The sequence below is a fragment of the Ruegeria meonggei genome (assembly GCF_042768335.1).
GTDB classification, from domain to species: domain Bacteria; phylum Pseudomonadota; class Alphaproteobacteria; order Rhodobacterales; family Rhodobacteraceae; genus Ruegeria; species Ruegeria meonggei.
The window spans coordinates 107,982-124,931 of record NZ_JAXHBT010000001.1 but is presented as its reverse complement, the minus strand read 5'-3'; the positions used below and the strand labels follow the sequence as shown (position 1 = coordinate 124,931).

Here is a 16,950-nt window from a genome sequence, read left to right as displayed (position 1 = left end):
CCTGCCCCGGCTTAATAACTCCGGTTTAGGTTAAGTTGGGCCGAGGCCGCCGATAGCGGCCCCGGCATTTTTGAAAAAGCGTCAGAGCCCACAAATGCAGGCTCTAATCTAATTTAAGCGTCGGTGTCGTCGCTGGAGTAGGTCGAAGTCATCGAACCACCAACCATTGTCGTATCGACCGAGTTGCCCAGAACGTTGGCACCCATGACGATCGATTGGTTGAAGGCCGCCGTATCAACAACCGCAGCGGCCGAGGCGTAGGATTCTCCGGTCACGATGCCGTCACCAGCATTGTTCGAACCCCACATTCCGGCATTGCCACCATTGCCACCATCGCCCGAGTTGGCACCCGATGCGTTACCAGCAGTTTGGGTACCACCGTTCGTGTTACCGGCGTCCGCATGGCCGTTCGCGTTGCCGCTTTCGCCACCGGTTGCCATGGCTGCACCGCCGCCACCGCCGATGCCCGATTCGGACATACCGGTTGCGCTGCCCATTCCGGTGGACGTCGCATCGTTGTCGGTGTCTGCCGCTCCGCCGTAGCCAGAGATGGCATGTGCAAGGCTGTCTGCAGAACCGTCAACATCGGCCTGTGAGAAGACATCCACTGCACCACCAGCACCGGCAGTGTTGGTTGCATCAGCAGAACCTGTTCCAGAACCGTCCGAGGTCGCATCCAGATCGATTGCGCCACCGCCGCCACCGACACCGTCAGCCGTTGCTGTACCGGTTCCGGTGCCATCGGCACTACCGTCAGTCGTGTTGGTTCCGCCGTCACCGGCATCGACATCCGCGGTCTGGTCATTGCTGGCCGTTCCGTTAACGTCGCCTGGAGACTGTGTGATGACCGGGCCGCTTGCAGTTTGGTCACCAACGCCTTGAGCGTCAGAGTCTGCGTCAGCGTCACCGCCGTCACCCGAACCACCAGTACCAACACCGCCAGTACCAACACCACCAGTACCGACACCACCAGTTCCGGTACCACCAGTTCCTGTGCCACCAGTTCCTTCTCCACCGAACCCTTCACCGCCAGAACCGCCAGAACCGCCTGAGCCACCAGCACCACCAGCACCGCCGGCTGCTGCCAATTCTTCAAACAAGTCAGGACCGCCAGCACTGCCGTCGCCGCCGTCACCGCCGTCGCCGCCATCGCCACCGTCTCCACCGGAGCCTGCACCGCCGGTTCCGTTGCCGCCGTCACCGTTGCCGCCGTCACCATTACCGCCGTCACCGTTACCGCCGTCACCGTTGCCGCCGTCACCGTTACCGCCATCACCGCTGGCATCACTACCAGCAAGGCTGCCCGCAAGGCCCAGGCCAATGTTGCCACCGGATGTCGCGTCGTTGGCATCGGTATTGGCGTCGCTGTCATTGTCGGCACCACCTAGGTTGCCACCAAGTCCGCTGCCACCATCCGCGTTACCGGTCGACGAATCATTGGCTCCGAGACCAGCACCAAGGGCACCAGCTGCAGAATCGTTTGCTCCGCCAGTCGAGTCGCCGTCGTTACCAGCGCCAGACAGCCCAAGACCAAGGCCTAGACCTATCGAGCCGGCGTTGCCACCATCGGCGCCGTCACCGTCAGCATCCGAGTCGCCATCACTGTCGTTATTGGCATCCGAATGGCTGTCTGCGTCACCGCTGTCGCCACCGTCGCTGTCGCCGTCAGCCGAGGCGTCTGATTTACCAACACCCAAGCTTGCGTTATATGCGTCACCCGAGTCTCCGCCGTCTCCGGCATCTGCGTCAGCGCCAGCATCACCAGTGTGCCCGCCACCAGCGGCAGCAACGCTACCATGAGTGTACGCACCTGCATCTCCGCCGCTTGTCGATCCACCGTTACCGGAATCTCCACCAACTGAACTTGATCCGATTCCTTCATGTGCTTCAGCTGTACCACCGTGGGCATTGCCGCTTTGCGTGAAATCACCGTCATTAGATACGGAAGCCGAACCCAAATGGTCATTGTCATCCAAATTGGCAATCTGGCTGTTGAAAGACGCCATGTCGTTGCCAGCGCCATTCAGCGAAACGTCCAGGTTCATGTCGTCACCCGGATCATAATCAAAGTCATTCCCAACGGTGATGACGTCTTCAACCGAGCCACCATCCGACACGTCAACGTCAACCAGATCGTCGTCGCGGGGAATCCACTCGCCGCCGCCGAAGTCAATGTTTACAGCATTGGAGTTGTCATTGTTGCCATTGGTCTGCGACTGATCCTGACCCTGGCCCTGATCTTGGCCCTGACCCTGATCCTGATCTTGGCCCTGACCTTGGTCCTGACCCTGACCCTGTTCATTGTCAACGCTGGTTTCCTGGCCTTGTTCCTGGCCCTGTTCCTGGCCGTTTTCATTATCGACGCTGTTGTCGTTAGACTGATCCTGCTCATTCAGGTTGGCGTCGATTTCAGCTTCTTCGATTGTAACGTTCGCTTCGACATCAACGTGGGCCTCTTCGACATTCACTTCGCCGATGGCAGTTACATCATTGTACGGTTGTTGGCGTCTATCCATTTCAATATTCCACTTTTTAAGCGCCCGGCCGTCATTCATCTACAAAACGGCTACTTGCGCGGTTGAAACAAATTTTAAGCATCCAAGCGCGAAAACACGCCCGCATGCGGTCTTGATCAGTGATTTTCTCCCACCCTCCTTTCTCGGCTTAGCCGACTTTGTGACCGCTGTTTGAAGCTCGCGTAAATGCGCGATTCGCGGTCACATCAGGAACTCGTGCTCCTCAAATGAAGCACAGCCATGGTCGCAGCAGGAGAGTTGAATAAATAGCTAAACCAAAGCAGTAGTTTTCATAACCTACTGTTTTATTACAAACATTTTTCAAAGAAATCGAAAAATGGCGATTTTTGGGCGCTGAAGGACAAGAAAAAACCGCGTATCGTGTAAATCCCTAATTTACCACAACTTTTGCGAGAGGCCTTTTGGATTACCTAAACTAAAGTTCTAGACCAATTCGGTAGGAGCACACGGAATATTGATGCAAACCAGTCTTTCGGGTATAGTCCGCAATGAATATTAGTTAAACTTACGTTAATTTACGTTCCGTGTGTTGTTTACGATTTCGCCACAAATTGCGTGGCGTGGTTAAAAGGGGGAAATTATGAACAATCCGTTACAGGATACTGTTGCCAAAATTGGTTTTTGTCCCGAAGATTTCTCGATCAATTTTGTCGGCAAAGAACTCTTCTACTCAAATCAATCCTTACGAAGCGTTCAAACCGAATTTGGTGTTGCCGCTCATAGACACGAGACCATCGACGACCTGATTGCGATCAGCGATCCGGCTTCGGTTTCCGACAAGGTCATCGTTATTGATCAGATCATGCTGGACGACTTTCTGTCCCGGCCTGAGACCTACACCAAAGCCGCTGGATCAGGGTGTGTCGCCTTTGCCTATCGCAAGGACGACGCCGCGCGTACTCTGTTCGAAAACTGGGATCGCAGCCAGTACGGAGATATCGGTTACCTGCCGATGAATGTCGCACCCGATGTGTGGCGTTCAATTCTGCGCCTGCTGATGCATGAAGAGCTTTATCTGCCCAGCTTCTTTGCCGATTGCGTTTCCAATGGGCAGAACCGGTCTCAAGCCAAACCCTGCATTCTGGGCAGCAGCACGGTGAAGCCAAAGGACCCCCACCCTGTTTATTCAAAACTGACGCGGCGAGAAAAAGAGGTGCTACGCCTTGTCTCCAAGGGGCAAAGCAACAAGATCATCGCCTCGAACCTGGGCATTACCGAACACACGGTGAAGCTGCATATGCACAATGTCGCGGGCAAGATCGGGGTAAGTAACCGAACCGCTGCCGCGCAGTTCTTTTTCGAGGTAGCACCGGACGAAGTTCGCGGCCAAGCCGTTGAGTGAAGACCACCAATCCCGCTTTGACCGTCTGATCCTGCTGGTCGGCAGGCTGAACTACATGTGGACGAATACAGAAAGCCTTCTGATCCACTTGATCGCCGGGCTGAGCGGGACAAACAAAGATGTTGCGGTCATCATCTTTCTGACGCTGAACACTACACGCGCCCGGGTAGACCTGGTTGAAAGGCTGGCTAAAATGGAAGGTCGGCCGGCCGATATCCGTGATCCGATCCTGGAGCGCACCCAACGGCTGAGCAAACTCTCGTCCATTCGGAACAGATACAATCACTGCATCTATTCCTTTGATGCCGAAAGCGGAAATCCCAAAACGATTCTGATGCGCATCTCGGATCGAAAGACTGATATAAAGCTTGGGCGCGAAGATACCGTCGATGACAAGGCCATAAAAGAAATCGAGGATATCGTTGATCAGCTATCGGCTGCAAACCGCGACATCTGGAAATTGATCAAACAGCTGGGTTTTCCGATCTGAACGCCAGATGGTGCGGATGGCGGGGATCGAACCCGCAAGCCCTAGGGCGAGGGATTTTAAGTCCCTTGCGTTTACCAGTTTCGCCACATCCGCATTTCTCTGGTGATGTTTGAAACTCTTAATACCAACGAAACTGATTGAAAAGGCTGTATGTTGACCTTCGCCAGGATGGCTATGTGCAGACCAGAGCACGAGGCTGTAACCTATGCAATTCTCCTCGCTCAGGAAGTTAGGCTTCGGTCGAAACATCGGATCAGTTAACCATCAAAGAACCGGCAATTCGGTAGCCTCGCTTTGAACCGATGCATGCAGTAAAGCACATCCAGCTTGGATCGCGGCCAATTGAAACTGTCTTCGCCCCAAATCAAGAAACTCACGATGACAACGGGTTTTTAGGGATCCAGTATTTGCTGGATACACGCGGCTCAGTAAATCAAGTTGAGCATCCCAAGCGAGACCACCAAAAACAGAATTGTCATGACCCCACCCGACCGCACAAAGTCCATAACTTTATAGCCTGCAGGGCCCATGATCAGTGCATTCACCTGATGTGTTGGAATGATGAAGCTGTTTGAGGTTGAAATGGCCACGGTGAGTGCAAAGACCGCAGGGCTTCCGCCCGCCGCAACCGCAATCGATACGGCAAGTGGCACAAGCAATACAGTGGCGCCGACATTTGACATCACCAATGAAAAAGCGGTGGCAAGTATCGCGACGCCAGCCTGAAGCGCCCAAATCGGCCAACCGTCCAGAATGACCATTATCTGTTGGGCAATCCACGCCGCGGTGCCAGTGTTCTGCACGGCTTGTCCCAGCGGTATGAGGCAAGCAAGCAGGAAAACTGTGTTCCACCCAACGGCGCGGTAGGCCTCATCCACGCTGAGTACACGGGCAAGCATCATTCCAGCCGCTCCGGTCAAAAGGCAAAGTGACAAGCGCACGTCTGTGAACAAAATCAGCGACAAGGAAATTGCGAAAAAGCCTAGCGCCCACCCGACTTTTTGCGGCCGCAACTCATCCTGCGGAAAATCCGTTGTAACGACAACAAAGTCCGGATCCCGTTTGATCCGCATCAGGTTGTCCCATCTGGTATGGGCAACCAGCATGTCACCAGCGTTGAATTTTTCGAGCCCGATCTGGGTAAACTCATGTGTATCGGATTCCACGTGGCTGAGCGTTTCTTCGCCTCGGTGAATGGCAAGCAATGACATCCCATATGTCTTGCGAAACAAAAGCTCGCGAGGGCACTTTCCGATCAGCTTACTATCGGGTGTCACAACAACCTCGGCAATTCCGGCATTTGTGGGGGCGAACTCTTCGACAAAGATATCCAACTCTGGAAGAACCGTCAGCCCGAATTTCTGAGCGAACTCTTCAACAACCCAGCGCCGCCCGATGATCGCAAGCCGACAGGGTGCGGCAATCTCGGCCGTCAAGACCTGAACCATCGAGGTTTTCCCGCGATAGAATGTCGAGATGATGTACAGATGGTTTTCGTGGTTGATATCGGCCAGGACCTGCCCAACCAGCGGGCTTTCGGCTGGCACGATCACCTCAAATACATCGGCCTTTAGCCCATACACCCGCTTCAGGTAGTCTTGGGTGCCGTGCCCGGTACCGGTATTGTCTGACCCGATGCCGCCCGGCAGCACCCAACGGCCAAGAAGAAGGAAATACGCGATCCCGGTCAGGATCAAGGCAGCCCCGATTGGCGTCACCGAGAACAGACCAAACGGTGGAATTTTTTGACCTTCGGGCAGGCCATCGTTTGCAGTTAGAATCAAGTCATTCAGCAGTATCAGGGGCGATGACCCCACCATTGTCATTGTTCCGCCCAGGATGGCACAAAACCCCATTGGCATCAGCAATCGCGACAGTGGAATTCCAGACCTTGAAGAGATACGGCTGACGACCGGAAGAAACAAAGCGGCGGCCCCCACATTCTGCATGAAGGAGGAGATAACCCCGACTGTCCCCGAAACGATTGGCAACACCCGGCTTTCGGCTGTGCCACCATATTTCAAAATGACTGCCGCGACCTTGTTCATGATGCCGGTTTTGTCCAAACCTGCACCGACGATCATGACAGCAATGATGGAAATCACGGCGTTTGACGCAAAACCATCGAAGAGTTTCGTAACATCTGCAAGGTTCTCAAGCCCCGGCGCGTAGCTGAGAAGACCGACAATAACCAGAACCAAAATGGCAGACAGATCAATTCTTACAATTTCCGAGACAAAGAGAAAAACGGTGAAGGCCAACAGAGCGCAAACCACTCCCATCTCGAAGGTAAAGGCCACTTGTTCCACAGAGTTCACCGAGACGTTGTCTACTTTTTATAAAGTGAACATTTAGTCGATCGCGCTAATCCTGTCATTATATTTCGATTTTTGGCGCCAAGGTGAAATAAAATTTCAGGAAGAGGCCGATTGTACTGGCCTGAACGCCAACTCCCACGTGTTTCTGAGCAGAACAAAGAAAAATGTCTCAGGTACAACGGAGCCACTGTCTGTTTGCCGCCGGTAAGCCTTGACGACTGCGGCATTGAAAACTGTAACGCGGCGAAGGCTTCCGGACAATTTGGCACGATCTCCAGGACAAACAGAAGTAGGATTCAAATTGAAAGAAGACCACCAAGACCTTCGCTGCTGGTGCAGCGCTAGGCCTCAGCGACGGCGGCGATGCGCATGAAGCAGTTTGTTAATGTCAAAAAACAGGAGGTCGCGTCCGACATCATAGTTCGCGTCAGGATTTTGAATCTACTTAGGAGTATGGTGCCCCCACACGGACTCGAACCGCGGACCTACTGATTACAAATCAGTTGCTCTACCAGCTGAGCTATAGGGGCACTTTGTGTCGATTACTTTTTCTTGTTCGGGACTGCAAGCCCATATTTTTATCTTAACTTAGTGTTTTTCAGTTTTCCTGCTGGAGAAGAGAACTGACTTAGCGCGCAAGACTGAGATTTGACTGCAACGCACGCAGGTTGTAACCCAACTGATGGAGCAGAAAGCAAGGACGAGAGCCGAAAATGCAGGTTGCTATCCACGCAGGTGCGGCTTTTACCGAGGCAGATCGACTGTTGCGGTCGCTGCAGAAAAACATAAAAGTTCTGACACAAGGAAAAGTTGGGTATGTTGGCCCGAGGCGGTATCGGCAGGTCTTCAGACCCGTTTTTGAAGGGTTGGGAAAAGGACCGGTCGAGGTTGAAGCCTATCAACGGCTGAAGAGCATCCTGCCCTCTCCTGAAACCACGCGGCGCGTGGTCTTTTCAAGTGACAGCTTTGCCGGTGACCCGGCCATCACTCTTCAAGAGGGACAATTGTATCCGCTGGCAGGTCGCCGAATGGAGCTGTTGGAACAGGCGTTTCCCGATCACCAAATCGAACTGTTTCTAGCGCTCAGAAACCCGGGAAGCTTTATCCCGAAACTCCTAGTGTCTCTGCCGGAAGCGTCGCGCGAAGGCATCATTCGGGGCACCGACCTGAGCTGCCTAAGCTGGATCGGCATGATCGAGGACATCCGGGACCTCGCCCCAAACGTTCAGGTCACCCTATGGTGCTACGAAGACACCCCGCTTATCTGGGGCGATATAATTCGGGCTGTCGGGGATCTGGATGAGGACACTGCGCTGAGTGACGAGCACGAGTTGCTTTTGTCATTGCTGGACGACACCGGGCGGGCCGCGGCACAGGCGTTGATTGAACAGGAACCCGCGCAAGAAAAGTCGGTTCTACGTAGTAAACTTGCCCGAATTCTTGAGGATCACGCACAGCAGGACAAAGTCGAAGAGGACGTCGACTTGCCCGGTTGGACATCCGAGATCGTCGACGCGTTTTCAGAATTATACGAGCAGGACGTGGCAAAGCTTGAGACAATGCCCGGAGTTCGCGTGCTGAGACCTTAGACCACTCGCGCCTTCAGCTACAAAGAAGCATCAAACCGCGCCCAAAACCAACGCCCAACCGAAAAAACGGTATTCTCAGGAAGGGCTGGTTTGGATCAAGTCGCGGCGCCGCTGAGGGCGCACTTGTTGCGACAGATGCGCGAGCAAGCCGTTCCTGAATCTGGTCTTGGACAGCCAGACAGTCGGGGGCCCGGTTCAGGTCATCCCCAAGGCTTCTTTGTACATTTCCAACACCGCTTCTTCTTCGGCGATGTCGTCCTTGTCACGCTTTCTCAGCGCCACAACCTTGCGCAGAACTTTGGTGTCATATCCTCGCGCTTTGGCTTCGGCCATCACCTCTTTTTGCTGCTCGGCCAGATCCTTCTTTTCAGCGTCCAAACGCTCGAACCGTTCAACAAACTGGCGCAGTTCGCCGGCAGTTACGCGATAGTTTGCAGCGGCCTGATCTTCGGTGATGTCATCCATGTATGTCTCTCCCAGAGGTGGATTTCTGATGCTGTCACAGCGGGCGATATGCCGGATACATCGCCGCCGCACGGGCCGCAAGCATCCATTCCCGGTCAGGCTTGTGTGAGCGGGGGCTATCGGCTAAGCGCAACGGGAAATCTCAACCTTATGTGGGGAACCATGTTCGAAGTCATCACCTGGGGCGGTGCCGCCCTTTCGATTGCCGGGCTTGTCGGGCTGGTCTGGTGTATTCTGCGTGTGATGAAGGCGCGCAAGTCCGGTCTGTCAGATGACGACCTGCGCGCTGTTGTACAAAGCGTTCTGCCGTGGAATCTGGCATCGCTGTTTTTGTCGGTGCTTGGCCTTATGGTGGTAATTGTCGGAATTTCCTTCGGCTAGCAATCCGACTTAGATCGGCAGGTTGTCGAACCGCGCTTCCATCGCGTCCTCGCACAATGCCGCATCCAACCGACGCAGGCGAGAAGGCACGCGCACGCCTTGCTGCCGCATACGGTCAATCACTTTGGCAAAGCTCGGCTGCAGCGCCAGTCGCGTATCAAGGCAGGCACCTTGAATCTTTCTCTCCAACTGCTCTGCTTCGGAATACAAATTGACTGCTGACATATTCATCCTCCCAGACATTTTGAACTTAGACAGATATAAGTAACCGTTTTAAGACCTGCTTAGATTAACCTGCGATATCGCGGAAACCCGCTTGCGTTTGGCGCAAAATCAGCGGCTGGACGCAGATTGTTTAAATTTTACACTGTTTACGATTAACTTGCCTTGACCCGCATCAAATCGTGCAGGTCTGAGTCGCTTAAAACCTGTACCATCTATTTGAGTTGATTGCACCTGAGGAGGGCCCGATGACACCGCAAGTCAAAGCGTTTTTCGACCAAGAGACCTTTACGGTTTCCTATGTGCTACAGGAACCCGAAGGTCTGGCATCCGCGATCATCGATAGTGTTCTAGATTTCGATCACGCCTCGGGGCGCACGAACACCAACTCAGCGGATCGGATTGTGGACTATGTGCGCGACAACGATCTGCGGGTTGAGTGGATTTTGGAAAGCCATGTACATGCCGATCACCTGTCGGCGGCGCCTTACCTGCAACAGAAACTAGGTGGCAAAATCGGGATCGGTGATCAGATTGTCAGCATTCAGGAAACCTTTGGGAAGATCTTCAATGAAGGCACTGAATTTCAACGCGACGGCAGCCAGTTCGACGCGCTGTTTCGCGAAGACGACAGTTTCCATGTCGGCCAGTTACGAGGCGACGTTTTGCATACGCCCGGCCACACCCCGGCCTGTCTGACTTATGTAATCGGGGACGCGGCCTTTGTCGGAGACACATTGTTCATGCCCGATTTTGGTACGGCCCGCTGTGACTTTCCGGGCGGATCGTCCGAGATGCTTTACGGGTCAATTCAAAAGATCCTATCGCTGCCGGATGAGACGCGTATTTTTGTGGGGCACGACTATAAAGCACCGGGGCGCGATGAGTACGCCTGGGAAACAACTGTGGGCGAGCAAAAGGCGCTTAACGTCCATATTGGACAAGGGCGCTCGATCCAGGAATTTGTTGAAATGCGCGATGCTCGGGATGCGACACTGTCCATGCCCCGTCTGATTTTGCCCTCTTTACAGATCAACATGCGCGCGGGTCAGATGCCTCCGGCGGACGAAAAGGGCGACGTCTTTCTGAAGGTTCCAATCAATAAAATCTGAGATGTCAGTCGGGTAACCGGCATTGAATCGGGTGCATTATTTTGGGTCAGAACCAGCTGATCGAACCGATACGGTGCGCTTAACTGGACAGCACCGCGAACGCGGCCTAAGCAATTGCCATGGAGATTCGACAAATTACCCCCCGCTACGCCGTCTCGCCCCAAATCACGGTCGATGATGTCCCAGCCATCGCTGCCGCAGGTTTCGTGAAAGTCATCTGCAATCGCCCAAACACCGAGGTTCCGGCAGACATGCAGTACGAAGCAATCGGCGAGGCTGTGCGCGCCGCGGGGCTGCAATATGAAGTTCTGGAGCTGACGCACCAGACAATGACTCCCGAAAACGTGGCGATTCAGCGTGATCTGGCTGAAAGCTGCAGCGGCCCGGTATTGGCCTATTGCGCTTCTGGTACACGTTGTTCCGTGGTTTGGGCATTGGGTCAGTGCGACAGGATGAGTACCGACGACATTCTGCAGGCCACGACCAAAGCCGGCTACGCGCTAGACACCCTGCGCCCGGCGCTGGACCAGATGCGAAACAGCCGAGACTGAACTATCCGACGCCGCCCGTGTCTTTATCCGGCGGCGTCAGGCCAGCCAGTTGTGAAATCTCGGCCACCATCTGATCCGAATCGGTGAAGTTAAGGGACGGCTCCTGATCTGCCAGCACATTCGGATCATACACCGAAACCTCTGGCGGATCTTCTGTCAACGCTGTCGGGTTGTGCGGCGCGGCGGGTGAACGCGCCTCCAGAAACTCCTGTGCGTCTGCCGGGCTCAAAACCTGCAACGACGCATATTCGTTCAGCCGCACCGCGCGCATGCCCCCGCACTGTCCCAAACGCCCAACGGCCGCGCGGGTACGCTCAATCGTCAAAATCTCGGCGCGGTCCAACCTTGAGCCATTCAAGGGCAGAAGGTCTCCGACCCCAAAGCTCGACAAAGAAGCCAACGGCAGAGTCATTCGGCAAATCACCGTATTCAGTTCGGCCCGCAGCACACCTGATGCCTGATCCAGGTTTGGGCCGGTCTCTACTGGGTGTTCGCCCTGTTCGCCGACCTCATCCAGGCTGTCCGGCAGAACAACGGACAGCTGCCCCTGCCGCAAACCACCGCCCAGTTCGATGGTCAGGTCGTACACACGATAGGCATCTTCAACCATCGCCAAAGACAATGTCCGCAAATCCGCGAGACGAGAAGCAAATTCATACCCTGACAAAGCGGACTGATCCTTTACCGCATCCACCAGCGTAACGGCCCGCGACAAGGCGTCTTCAACCAAAGGCGCGACCATGGCGGCATCGGTATGGGTGAACGCCCGGGGCGCAGGCGCACTGGGCATCACTTCTCCGATCGTTTGCACCTGAACGATCGCCGAGACAGCACCCAGATCCATACAGACAGCGGCGGACAGCCCTTGCGCATTAACCAGCTGCAGCAACAACCAGTCTCCGCCAATGGTATCCGTCAATGCGTCGGACGTTCGGCTGGATTGCCTTGCGCCGATTACGGATAAGGGCAAGTGCAACCGATCCCCGGCTGCCCGGGCAAATGCCAGCCGCATGGCGCGCAGAACCGATCGGGGTTTATCGCCCTGCTCTTCCTGCCCCGCTGAAACCTTGCGTGCCAAAGCTGCGCTGACCGTTTGCGTCATGCCACAAAACCGCTATCCGTTGATATGTCTGATATCCGGTCTAACCCAGCGCGGGTTACGAATGTATTTACATCCACCTCATTGCGCTGCCTGCTGATAAGCAAGCGGCAGGCGAACGCGAAACGCGGCACCACCCTGGCCAGGCAGATACGTGATCTCACCGCCCAGGCGCTGCATGATTTCCCGGCAAATCGCCAGCCCCAACCCGGCACCCCCTGCTTTGTCGCCCCCCACACGGGCGAATTTCTCGAACACCATCGACCGGGCCTCGGGTGGAATACCGCTACCGTTATCGGCAAAATCAACGACCAGCTGCCCGCCCACATCATGGGCCGAGATTGTCAGCACAGGATCGTCCGCGTCGCAGTATTTCCGGGCGTTGGAGATCAGATTGATGAACACCTGCCCCAGACGATCCAGGTCGGTGTGCAGAGAAATCCGCTCGGATGCCTTTGATCGGCGGACCGCGAGCGTTTGGTTTGATCCGGCCAGCGCACTGGACACAGCACGGTCCAGAACCGAGCGCAACGTATCGCCACCCATGTTCAGGTTAACGCGGCCGCTTTCCAGAACGCTGAGGTCCAGAAGATCGTCCAGCAATCGTGTCAATCTAAGGGCTTCGTCATGGATGATTGCGGCGTACCTGGTCTGCTCTTCGCCGCTTAGACCGTCGCTGTCGCGCATAATCTCAGAGAACGCGCGGATCGACGTCATAGGCGTGCGCAATTCGTGGCTGACCTGGCTGAGGAAACTGTCCTTTTGCTCTGAAATCTGCGTCAGTTTGGTGTTGGCTTCGCGCAATTGCCGCGCCGTTCGGGAAAGCTCGGTAGACTTGGCCTCCAGCTGGCTGGAATACTCCAGCAACTGCGCGGACTCGTCAGCGACGGCCAACAGATCCTCGACCGATACGGATGAGCCACCGACAATCTGCCCGATCATTGCATGCGCCGTGGCCGCCCCGACCGAGCCGCTGAGTTCCCGTTCAAGTCGTTCAAGAAAGGCCGGTGTGGGTTCAGGCAGGCTGGACCGGCCCCCTTGTTTTTCAGCCTCGGCCTGAAAGAACTCCTGTGCGGGGCCCGCGCCCATTATGCGCTGGGTCATGATCATCAGGTCTTCGCTTTGCGCAACGGAACCGGTCCAGCCGCGCAAGGCCACGGAATGATCAAAGACGTGGACAAATTGCGCGCCCTGTAAGCGCTCGAGCGGGCTGGGAAAACTCAGCAGCGAAGCCACACAGAAAGCCACCGTGTTCAGAGACAGCGACCACATGACGGTGTGGACGATCGGGTCCATGCCCGCGATCCCGAACAGCGCCTGCGGTCGCAGCCAACCGATGCCAAATGGGCCGTTTTGCAGAACAGTCTCGGTCATTAACACGCCGCCCATTCCCGGTAGTAACAGCGTGTAGATCCACAAAAGGAACCCGACCGACAGCCCGACCAGCGCGCCGGTACGGGTTGCGCCACGCCAGAACAACCCGCCAACCAATGCGGGCAGGATCTGAGAGATCCCGGCAAAGGCGACCAGACCTATCGACGCCAGGGCCGCACCCCCACCGGACAAACGGTAGTAGTAGTACCCCAGTGCCATAACGACCGCGATAGACACCCTGCGCGAGATCAAAATGACACTTCGCACGTCACCGGACACCCAGCCAGCGCCCTCTTGCGTGTTCAGCCAGATCGGCATGACCACATGGTTTGACACCATGGTAGAAAGCGCCATCGCTGTCACAATGACCATGGACGTGGCAGAGGAGAACCCGCCAATAAAGGATAACATCGCCAGCCAGTCATTGCCTTGCGACAAAGGCACGGTCAGAACGAAAAGGTCCGGGTTCGATCCTTCTGGCAACAAGTCCAGACCAACCACTGCGATGGGCACCACAAAAAGGCTCATCAAAAGAAGGTATAGTGGAAAGGCCCAGGCGGCGGTTCTCAGATGACCTTCATCGGCGTTTTCGACGACCATGACCTGAAACATGCGCGGCAGGCAGACAAAGGCTGCGGCAGACAGGAAAATAAATGTCGTCCAGCGCCCGGCATCTACGTTCCACTGGCCAATTTCCGACGCATCGATGCGTTCCATCATCGGACCAATGCCGCCAGCGACGCCCCAAACCACAAAGATCCCGACCGCCAGCAAGGCAAAAAGCTTGACCACGGATTCCAGAGCAATGGCGGTCACCACTCCATGGTGACGTTCATTGGCGTCCAGGTTCCGTGTCCCGAACAGGATGGCAAACACTGCAAGCCCCGCGGCCACCCAGAACACACTCGCCCCCTGGCGATAAAGACCCGAGGGGTCGGCCTCGGCAAAGATGGAAAATGACAGGGTAATGGATTGAAGTTGCAGCGCTATGTACGGCGTCCCGCCCAGCACGGCCAGAATGGTCACGCCGATCGCAAGCGTATTGGATTTGCCGTACCGGGATGAGATCAGGTCGGCGATCGACGTCACCCTCTGACTGCGCGCGACCCGAACCAGTTTGCGCAAGCCCCACCACCAGCTGATCATCACCAGCGTCGGCCCCAGATAGATCGTCACGAATTCCAGCCCTGACCGCGCCGCATTGCCGACCGCGCCGTAGAACGTCCAGGCCGTACAGTAGATGGACAAGGAAAGCGTATAGATCAGGGGTGATCGCAGCCACGCCCCCTTGCCGGCGGCGGCCATTCGGTCCGCCGCAAAAGCGACGCCAAACAACAGCACCACATAGCCAAGGCAGACAAGGATCAGGACGTTCAGGGTTGCCATCGGTCCGACTCGGGTTCGGAATCGTCATTTGTCGTCTTGTGTCTGGAGGCAAACCCAAAAATCAGGCTGGCGGCAATCAAGACCACCCAGCAGGAAAAGATGTACAAAATCGCCGATGACAGTGGGATTCCATCCTGCACCGCATCGCCGCTGGGCCACAGCAAGGGAATTGCGATCAGCGCAGCGCCCAGGACCGGCAACAGCCGGGCGGCATCAGTCAACCTGCGTCGACGATAGCTTTGGCGCTCCAGGAACAGCGAAGGCCGGACGCCTTGCGGCTGACGGTCTTCGCCCTTGCTCATGACTGAGTAGCCTGCGCGTGCAGATCCCGCACGGCGGTCAGCATCTCAGTGTTTGAAAACGGCTTGGTCATGAACCGGCTGACCCCGGCATTTTCCGCCATTTCCCGGTCACGGGATTGGCCCCGCGCGGTCAGCATCAGAACGGGCAACCCTTGCATGTCTTCCAGAGTGCGCAATTCACGCAAAATCTCCATGCCGTTTTTGCCCGGCAACATCACATCCAGAATGACCAGATCCGGGCTGGCCCCCTGAATAACCTGCAGCGCATCGGCTCCATCGGCATGCGTTTCCACCTGCCAACCCTCGCGCGTCAGCAGAAACCGAATGGCCTCGGCTATGTTCGGCTCATCCTCAATCAACAGAACCCTGCGGCTCATACCTATCTGTCCTCCCCGTGACGGGTCATGTATTGGTCGACCCGTCCGGGCCAGCTTACGCGCACAGTCAGGAAACTGTCAAAAACCTTCCCGCAGTATCGAGGGTTCGCGGCGGGCCTCGCAGCTGTTGTTGGGACACACCCGGCAACTGGGCCCTACTCTGGACACGGTCTTATCGTTCGGCTGACCGTCCTCTACAGGCTGAATCAGCATGACCGAGCGATAGACCGGCCCCTCGTCATAGCCCCCGACAAACTGTGGCCAGGCATAAGCATAACAGTCAAACACAGCCGCCGCCCGGCCCAGTTGCACGACGCGTTTGCGAATGGGCACCAAGGGCCTGTTCAATGCCTGAAACACTGGCCAAAGCGGGCAGGTTTCCCCAAAGCGCGGCATTGCAAATCCGGGAACGGGTTTGGTGAACAATACACTGCCGGACGCGTCGCACATCACCAGACCTGCTGGTCGCGACAGATACCCTTTGGGAAGCGCCGCAAGCCGCCTGAGAACAGTGGCCGTATCGACCGAAAACTGCGCTGCCAGCTGCGCCGGATCCGGCTCTGCCACGGAAACGGCCGCTTTGATCTGCGCCAGAGGTATTGCGCGGGCATCTGCGGTATAGGTTTTCAGAAAGCTCAGTGCCAGCGTCCGGGCGGTCGTTGAATCCAACTCGGCAAGGTCGACCTGGTCTGCAGTTTTGCCGTCTTCGATCTCGGGGAAATGGTGCTCTCTGGCGTCAAAGAACGCTTCGACATCCTCCAGCGGGACACCCCTGCGATCCTCGGCGGAGTCGCTGTCATCCAGATAGGCCACCAGCGATTTGGAACTGTCCGCCAAACGCTCGGCGTCCTGATGCAGGTTGCGATGGAACCGATCCTGCCACTCGGGCTCAATCTCTTGGGTGTCAGCAAGGATCGCCGCGGTTGACCGAATCGCGGCAGCCGTCGACAGAACCTCGTGTACGGACGAGGCCAGATGCGGATCATGGGTCAGGCGGTCAGACAGTGTTTCAACCGTTCGCTCAAGGGACACAACGCGGCGGTGCATTTGCGCCAGCACACCGGCCCACCCGGGAAATCGACCAGCGAATTCTTCCAGCGCGTCCACTTCGGCCTGCTGACCGACGGCTTCCGCGGCCGCCTCGCGCAAGGCGGATATCAAAGTGGCTTCGATGCCTTGTGTCAAAAGCGACGGCTCGACCATCAGCACTGCCGCAATATCCACAAGCAGCTTGCCCCCGATACGTCGGCGATTGTGCTCGATCAGATTCAGGTAAGACGCTGAAATCCCAACCTTCCGCGCAAGCTCAGCCTGTCGCAGACCTGCGATCTGGCGCCGTTCTCGAATGCGGCTGCCGGTCAGCTTGTCACGCATGGCTTTGCCCTTTCTAATTCAACCTGTCGCC

The 16,950-nt window shown here is 56.2% G+C and carries 15 protein-coding genes and 2 tRNA genes; 6 read left to right on the top strand and 11 right to left on the bottom strand.

Annotation, left to right across the window (positions count from 1 at the left end):
- Window positions 1-113: 113 nt before the first annotated feature.
- On the bottom strand, window positions 114-2,516 hold the full coding sequence (locus SJY13_RS00635; RefSeq protein WP_377186385.1) for a hypothetical protein: 2,403 nt from the start codon (window positions 2,514-2,516) through the stop codon (window positions 114-116).
- Between the two features lie 601 nt (window positions 2,517-3,117).
- Between SJY13_RS00635 and SJY13_RS00630 the strand changes: the two genes are divergently transcribed.
- Both SJY13_RS00630 and SJY13_RS00625 read left to right on the top strand, forming a co-directional pair.
- On the top strand, window positions 3,118-3,879 hold the full coding sequence (locus SJY13_RS00630) for a response regulator transcription factor (protein ID WP_377186382.1): 762 nt from the start codon (window positions 3,118-3,120) through the stop codon (window positions 3,877-3,879).
- Window positions 3,872-4,369, top strand: coding sequence for a hypothetical protein (locus SJY13_RS00625; protein ID WP_085824619.1), 498 nt, complete (start codon window positions 3,872-3,874; stop codon window positions 4,367-4,369). Before SJY13_RS00630 ends, SJY13_RS00625 begins: the two co-directional genes overlap by 8 nt.
- Before the next feature lie 8 nt (window positions 4,370-4,377).
- Here the strand turns inward: SJY13_RS00625 and SJY13_RS00620 are convergent.
- The 3 genes from SJY13_RS00620 to SJY13_RS00610 form a co-directional block, all read right to left on the bottom strand.
- Window positions 4,378-4,462, bottom strand: a tRNA-Leu gene (locus SJY13_RS00620).
- Window positions 4,463-4,794: 332 nt separating this feature from the next.
- Window positions 4,795-6,678, bottom strand: a complete 1,884-nt coding sequence (locus SJY13_RS00615) for an SLC13 family permease (protein WP_377193515.1) — start codon at window positions 6,676-6,678, stop codon at window positions 4,795-4,797.
- Between the two features lie 463 nt (window positions 6,679-7,141).
- Window positions 7,142-7,217: transfer RNA gene (locus SJY13_RS00610), tRNA-Thr, on the bottom strand.
- 183 nt (window positions 7,218-7,400) lie between these two features.
- Here SJY13_RS00610 and SJY13_RS00605 point away from each other — a divergent pair.
- Window positions 7,401-8,276 carry a hypothetical protein gene (locus tag SJY13_RS00605; protein ID WP_377186379.1) on the top strand — a complete coding sequence of 292 codons (876 nt, stop codon included), beginning with the start codon at window positions 7,401-7,403 and terminating at the stop codon, window positions 8,274-8,276.
- Window positions 8,277-8,471: 195 nt separating this feature from the next.
- On the opposite strand, the gene SJY13_RS00600 is transcribed toward SJY13_RS00605, so the two are convergent.
- Window positions 8,472-8,741, bottom strand: a complete 270-nt coding sequence (locus tag SJY13_RS00600) for a DUF2312 domain-containing protein (protein WP_085824613.1) — start codon at window positions 8,739-8,741, stop codon at window positions 8,472-8,474.
- A gap of 162 nt (window positions 8,742-8,903) precedes the next feature.
- On the opposite strand from SJY13_RS00600, the gene SJY13_RS00595 reads away from it, so the two are divergent.
- Window positions 8,904-9,122 carry a hypothetical protein gene (locus tag SJY13_RS00595; protein ID WP_085824633.1) on the top strand — a complete coding sequence of 73 codons (219 nt, stop codon included), beginning with the start codon at window positions 8,904-8,906 and terminating at the stop codon, window positions 9,120-9,122.
- Between the two features lie 9 nt (window positions 9,123-9,131).
- Here the strand turns inward: SJY13_RS00595 and SJY13_RS00590 are convergent, their stop codons facing one another.
- The gene (locus tag SJY13_RS00590) at window positions 9,132-9,347 is read right to left on the bottom strand and encodes a hypothetical protein (RefSeq protein ID WP_377186376.1); all 216 of its coding nucleotides are present in this window, start codon (window positions 9,345-9,347) and stop codon (window positions 9,132-9,134) included.
- A gap of 245 nt (window positions 9,348-9,592) precedes the next feature.
- Between SJY13_RS00590 and SJY13_RS00585 the strand changes: the two genes are divergently transcribed.
- Together SJY13_RS00585 and SJY13_RS00580 are read left to right on the top strand one after the other, a co-directional pair.
- Entirely contained in the window at window positions 9,593-10,456 is an 864-nt protein-coding gene (locus SJY13_RS00585; RefSeq protein WP_377186373.1) for an MBL fold metallo-hydrolase, read from the top strand.
- A gap of 119 nt (window positions 10,457-10,575) precedes the next feature.
- The gene (locus tag SJY13_RS00580) at window positions 10,576-11,007 is read left to right on the top strand and encodes a TIGR01244 family sulfur transferase (RefSeq protein WP_377186370.1); all 432 of its coding nucleotides are present in this window, start codon (window positions 10,576-10,578) and stop codon (window positions 11,005-11,007) included.
- Window position 11,008: 1 nt separating this feature from the next.
- Here the strand turns inward: SJY13_RS00580 and SJY13_RS00575 are convergent, their stop codons facing one another.
- The 5 genes from SJY13_RS00575 to SJY13_RS00555 form a co-directional block, all read right to left on the bottom strand.
- Window positions 11,009-12,109, bottom strand: a complete 1,101-nt coding sequence (locus SJY13_RS00575; RefSeq protein WP_377186367.1) for a FliM/FliN family flagellar motor C-terminal domain-containing protein — start codon at window positions 12,107-12,109, stop codon at window positions 11,009-11,011.
- A 78-nt stretch (window positions 12,110-12,187) separates the two neighbouring features.
- On the bottom strand, window positions 12,188-14,866 hold the full coding sequence (locus SJY13_RS00570) for an ATP-binding protein (RefSeq protein WP_085824608.1): 2,679 nt from the start codon (window positions 14,864-14,866) through the stop codon (window positions 12,188-12,190).
- Window positions 14,854-15,168, bottom strand: a complete 315-nt coding sequence (locus SJY13_RS00565) for a hypothetical protein (protein ID WP_377186364.1) — start codon at window positions 15,166-15,168, stop codon at window positions 14,854-14,856. Before SJY13_RS00565 ends, SJY13_RS00570 begins: the two co-directional genes overlap by 13 nt.
- On the bottom strand, window positions 15,165-15,545 hold the full coding sequence (locus SJY13_RS00560; protein ID WP_085824606.1) for a response regulator transcription factor: 381 nt from the start codon (window positions 15,543-15,545) through the stop codon (window positions 15,165-15,167). Before SJY13_RS00560 ends, SJY13_RS00565 begins: the two co-directional genes overlap by 4 nt.
- Window positions 15,546-15,623: 78 nt before the next feature.
- Window positions 15,624-16,919, bottom strand: a complete 1,296-nt coding sequence (locus SJY13_RS00555; RefSeq protein WP_377186361.1) for a helix-turn-helix domain-containing protein — start codon at window positions 16,917-16,919, stop codon at window positions 15,624-15,626.
- Window positions 16,920-16,950: the final 31 nt, after the last annotated feature.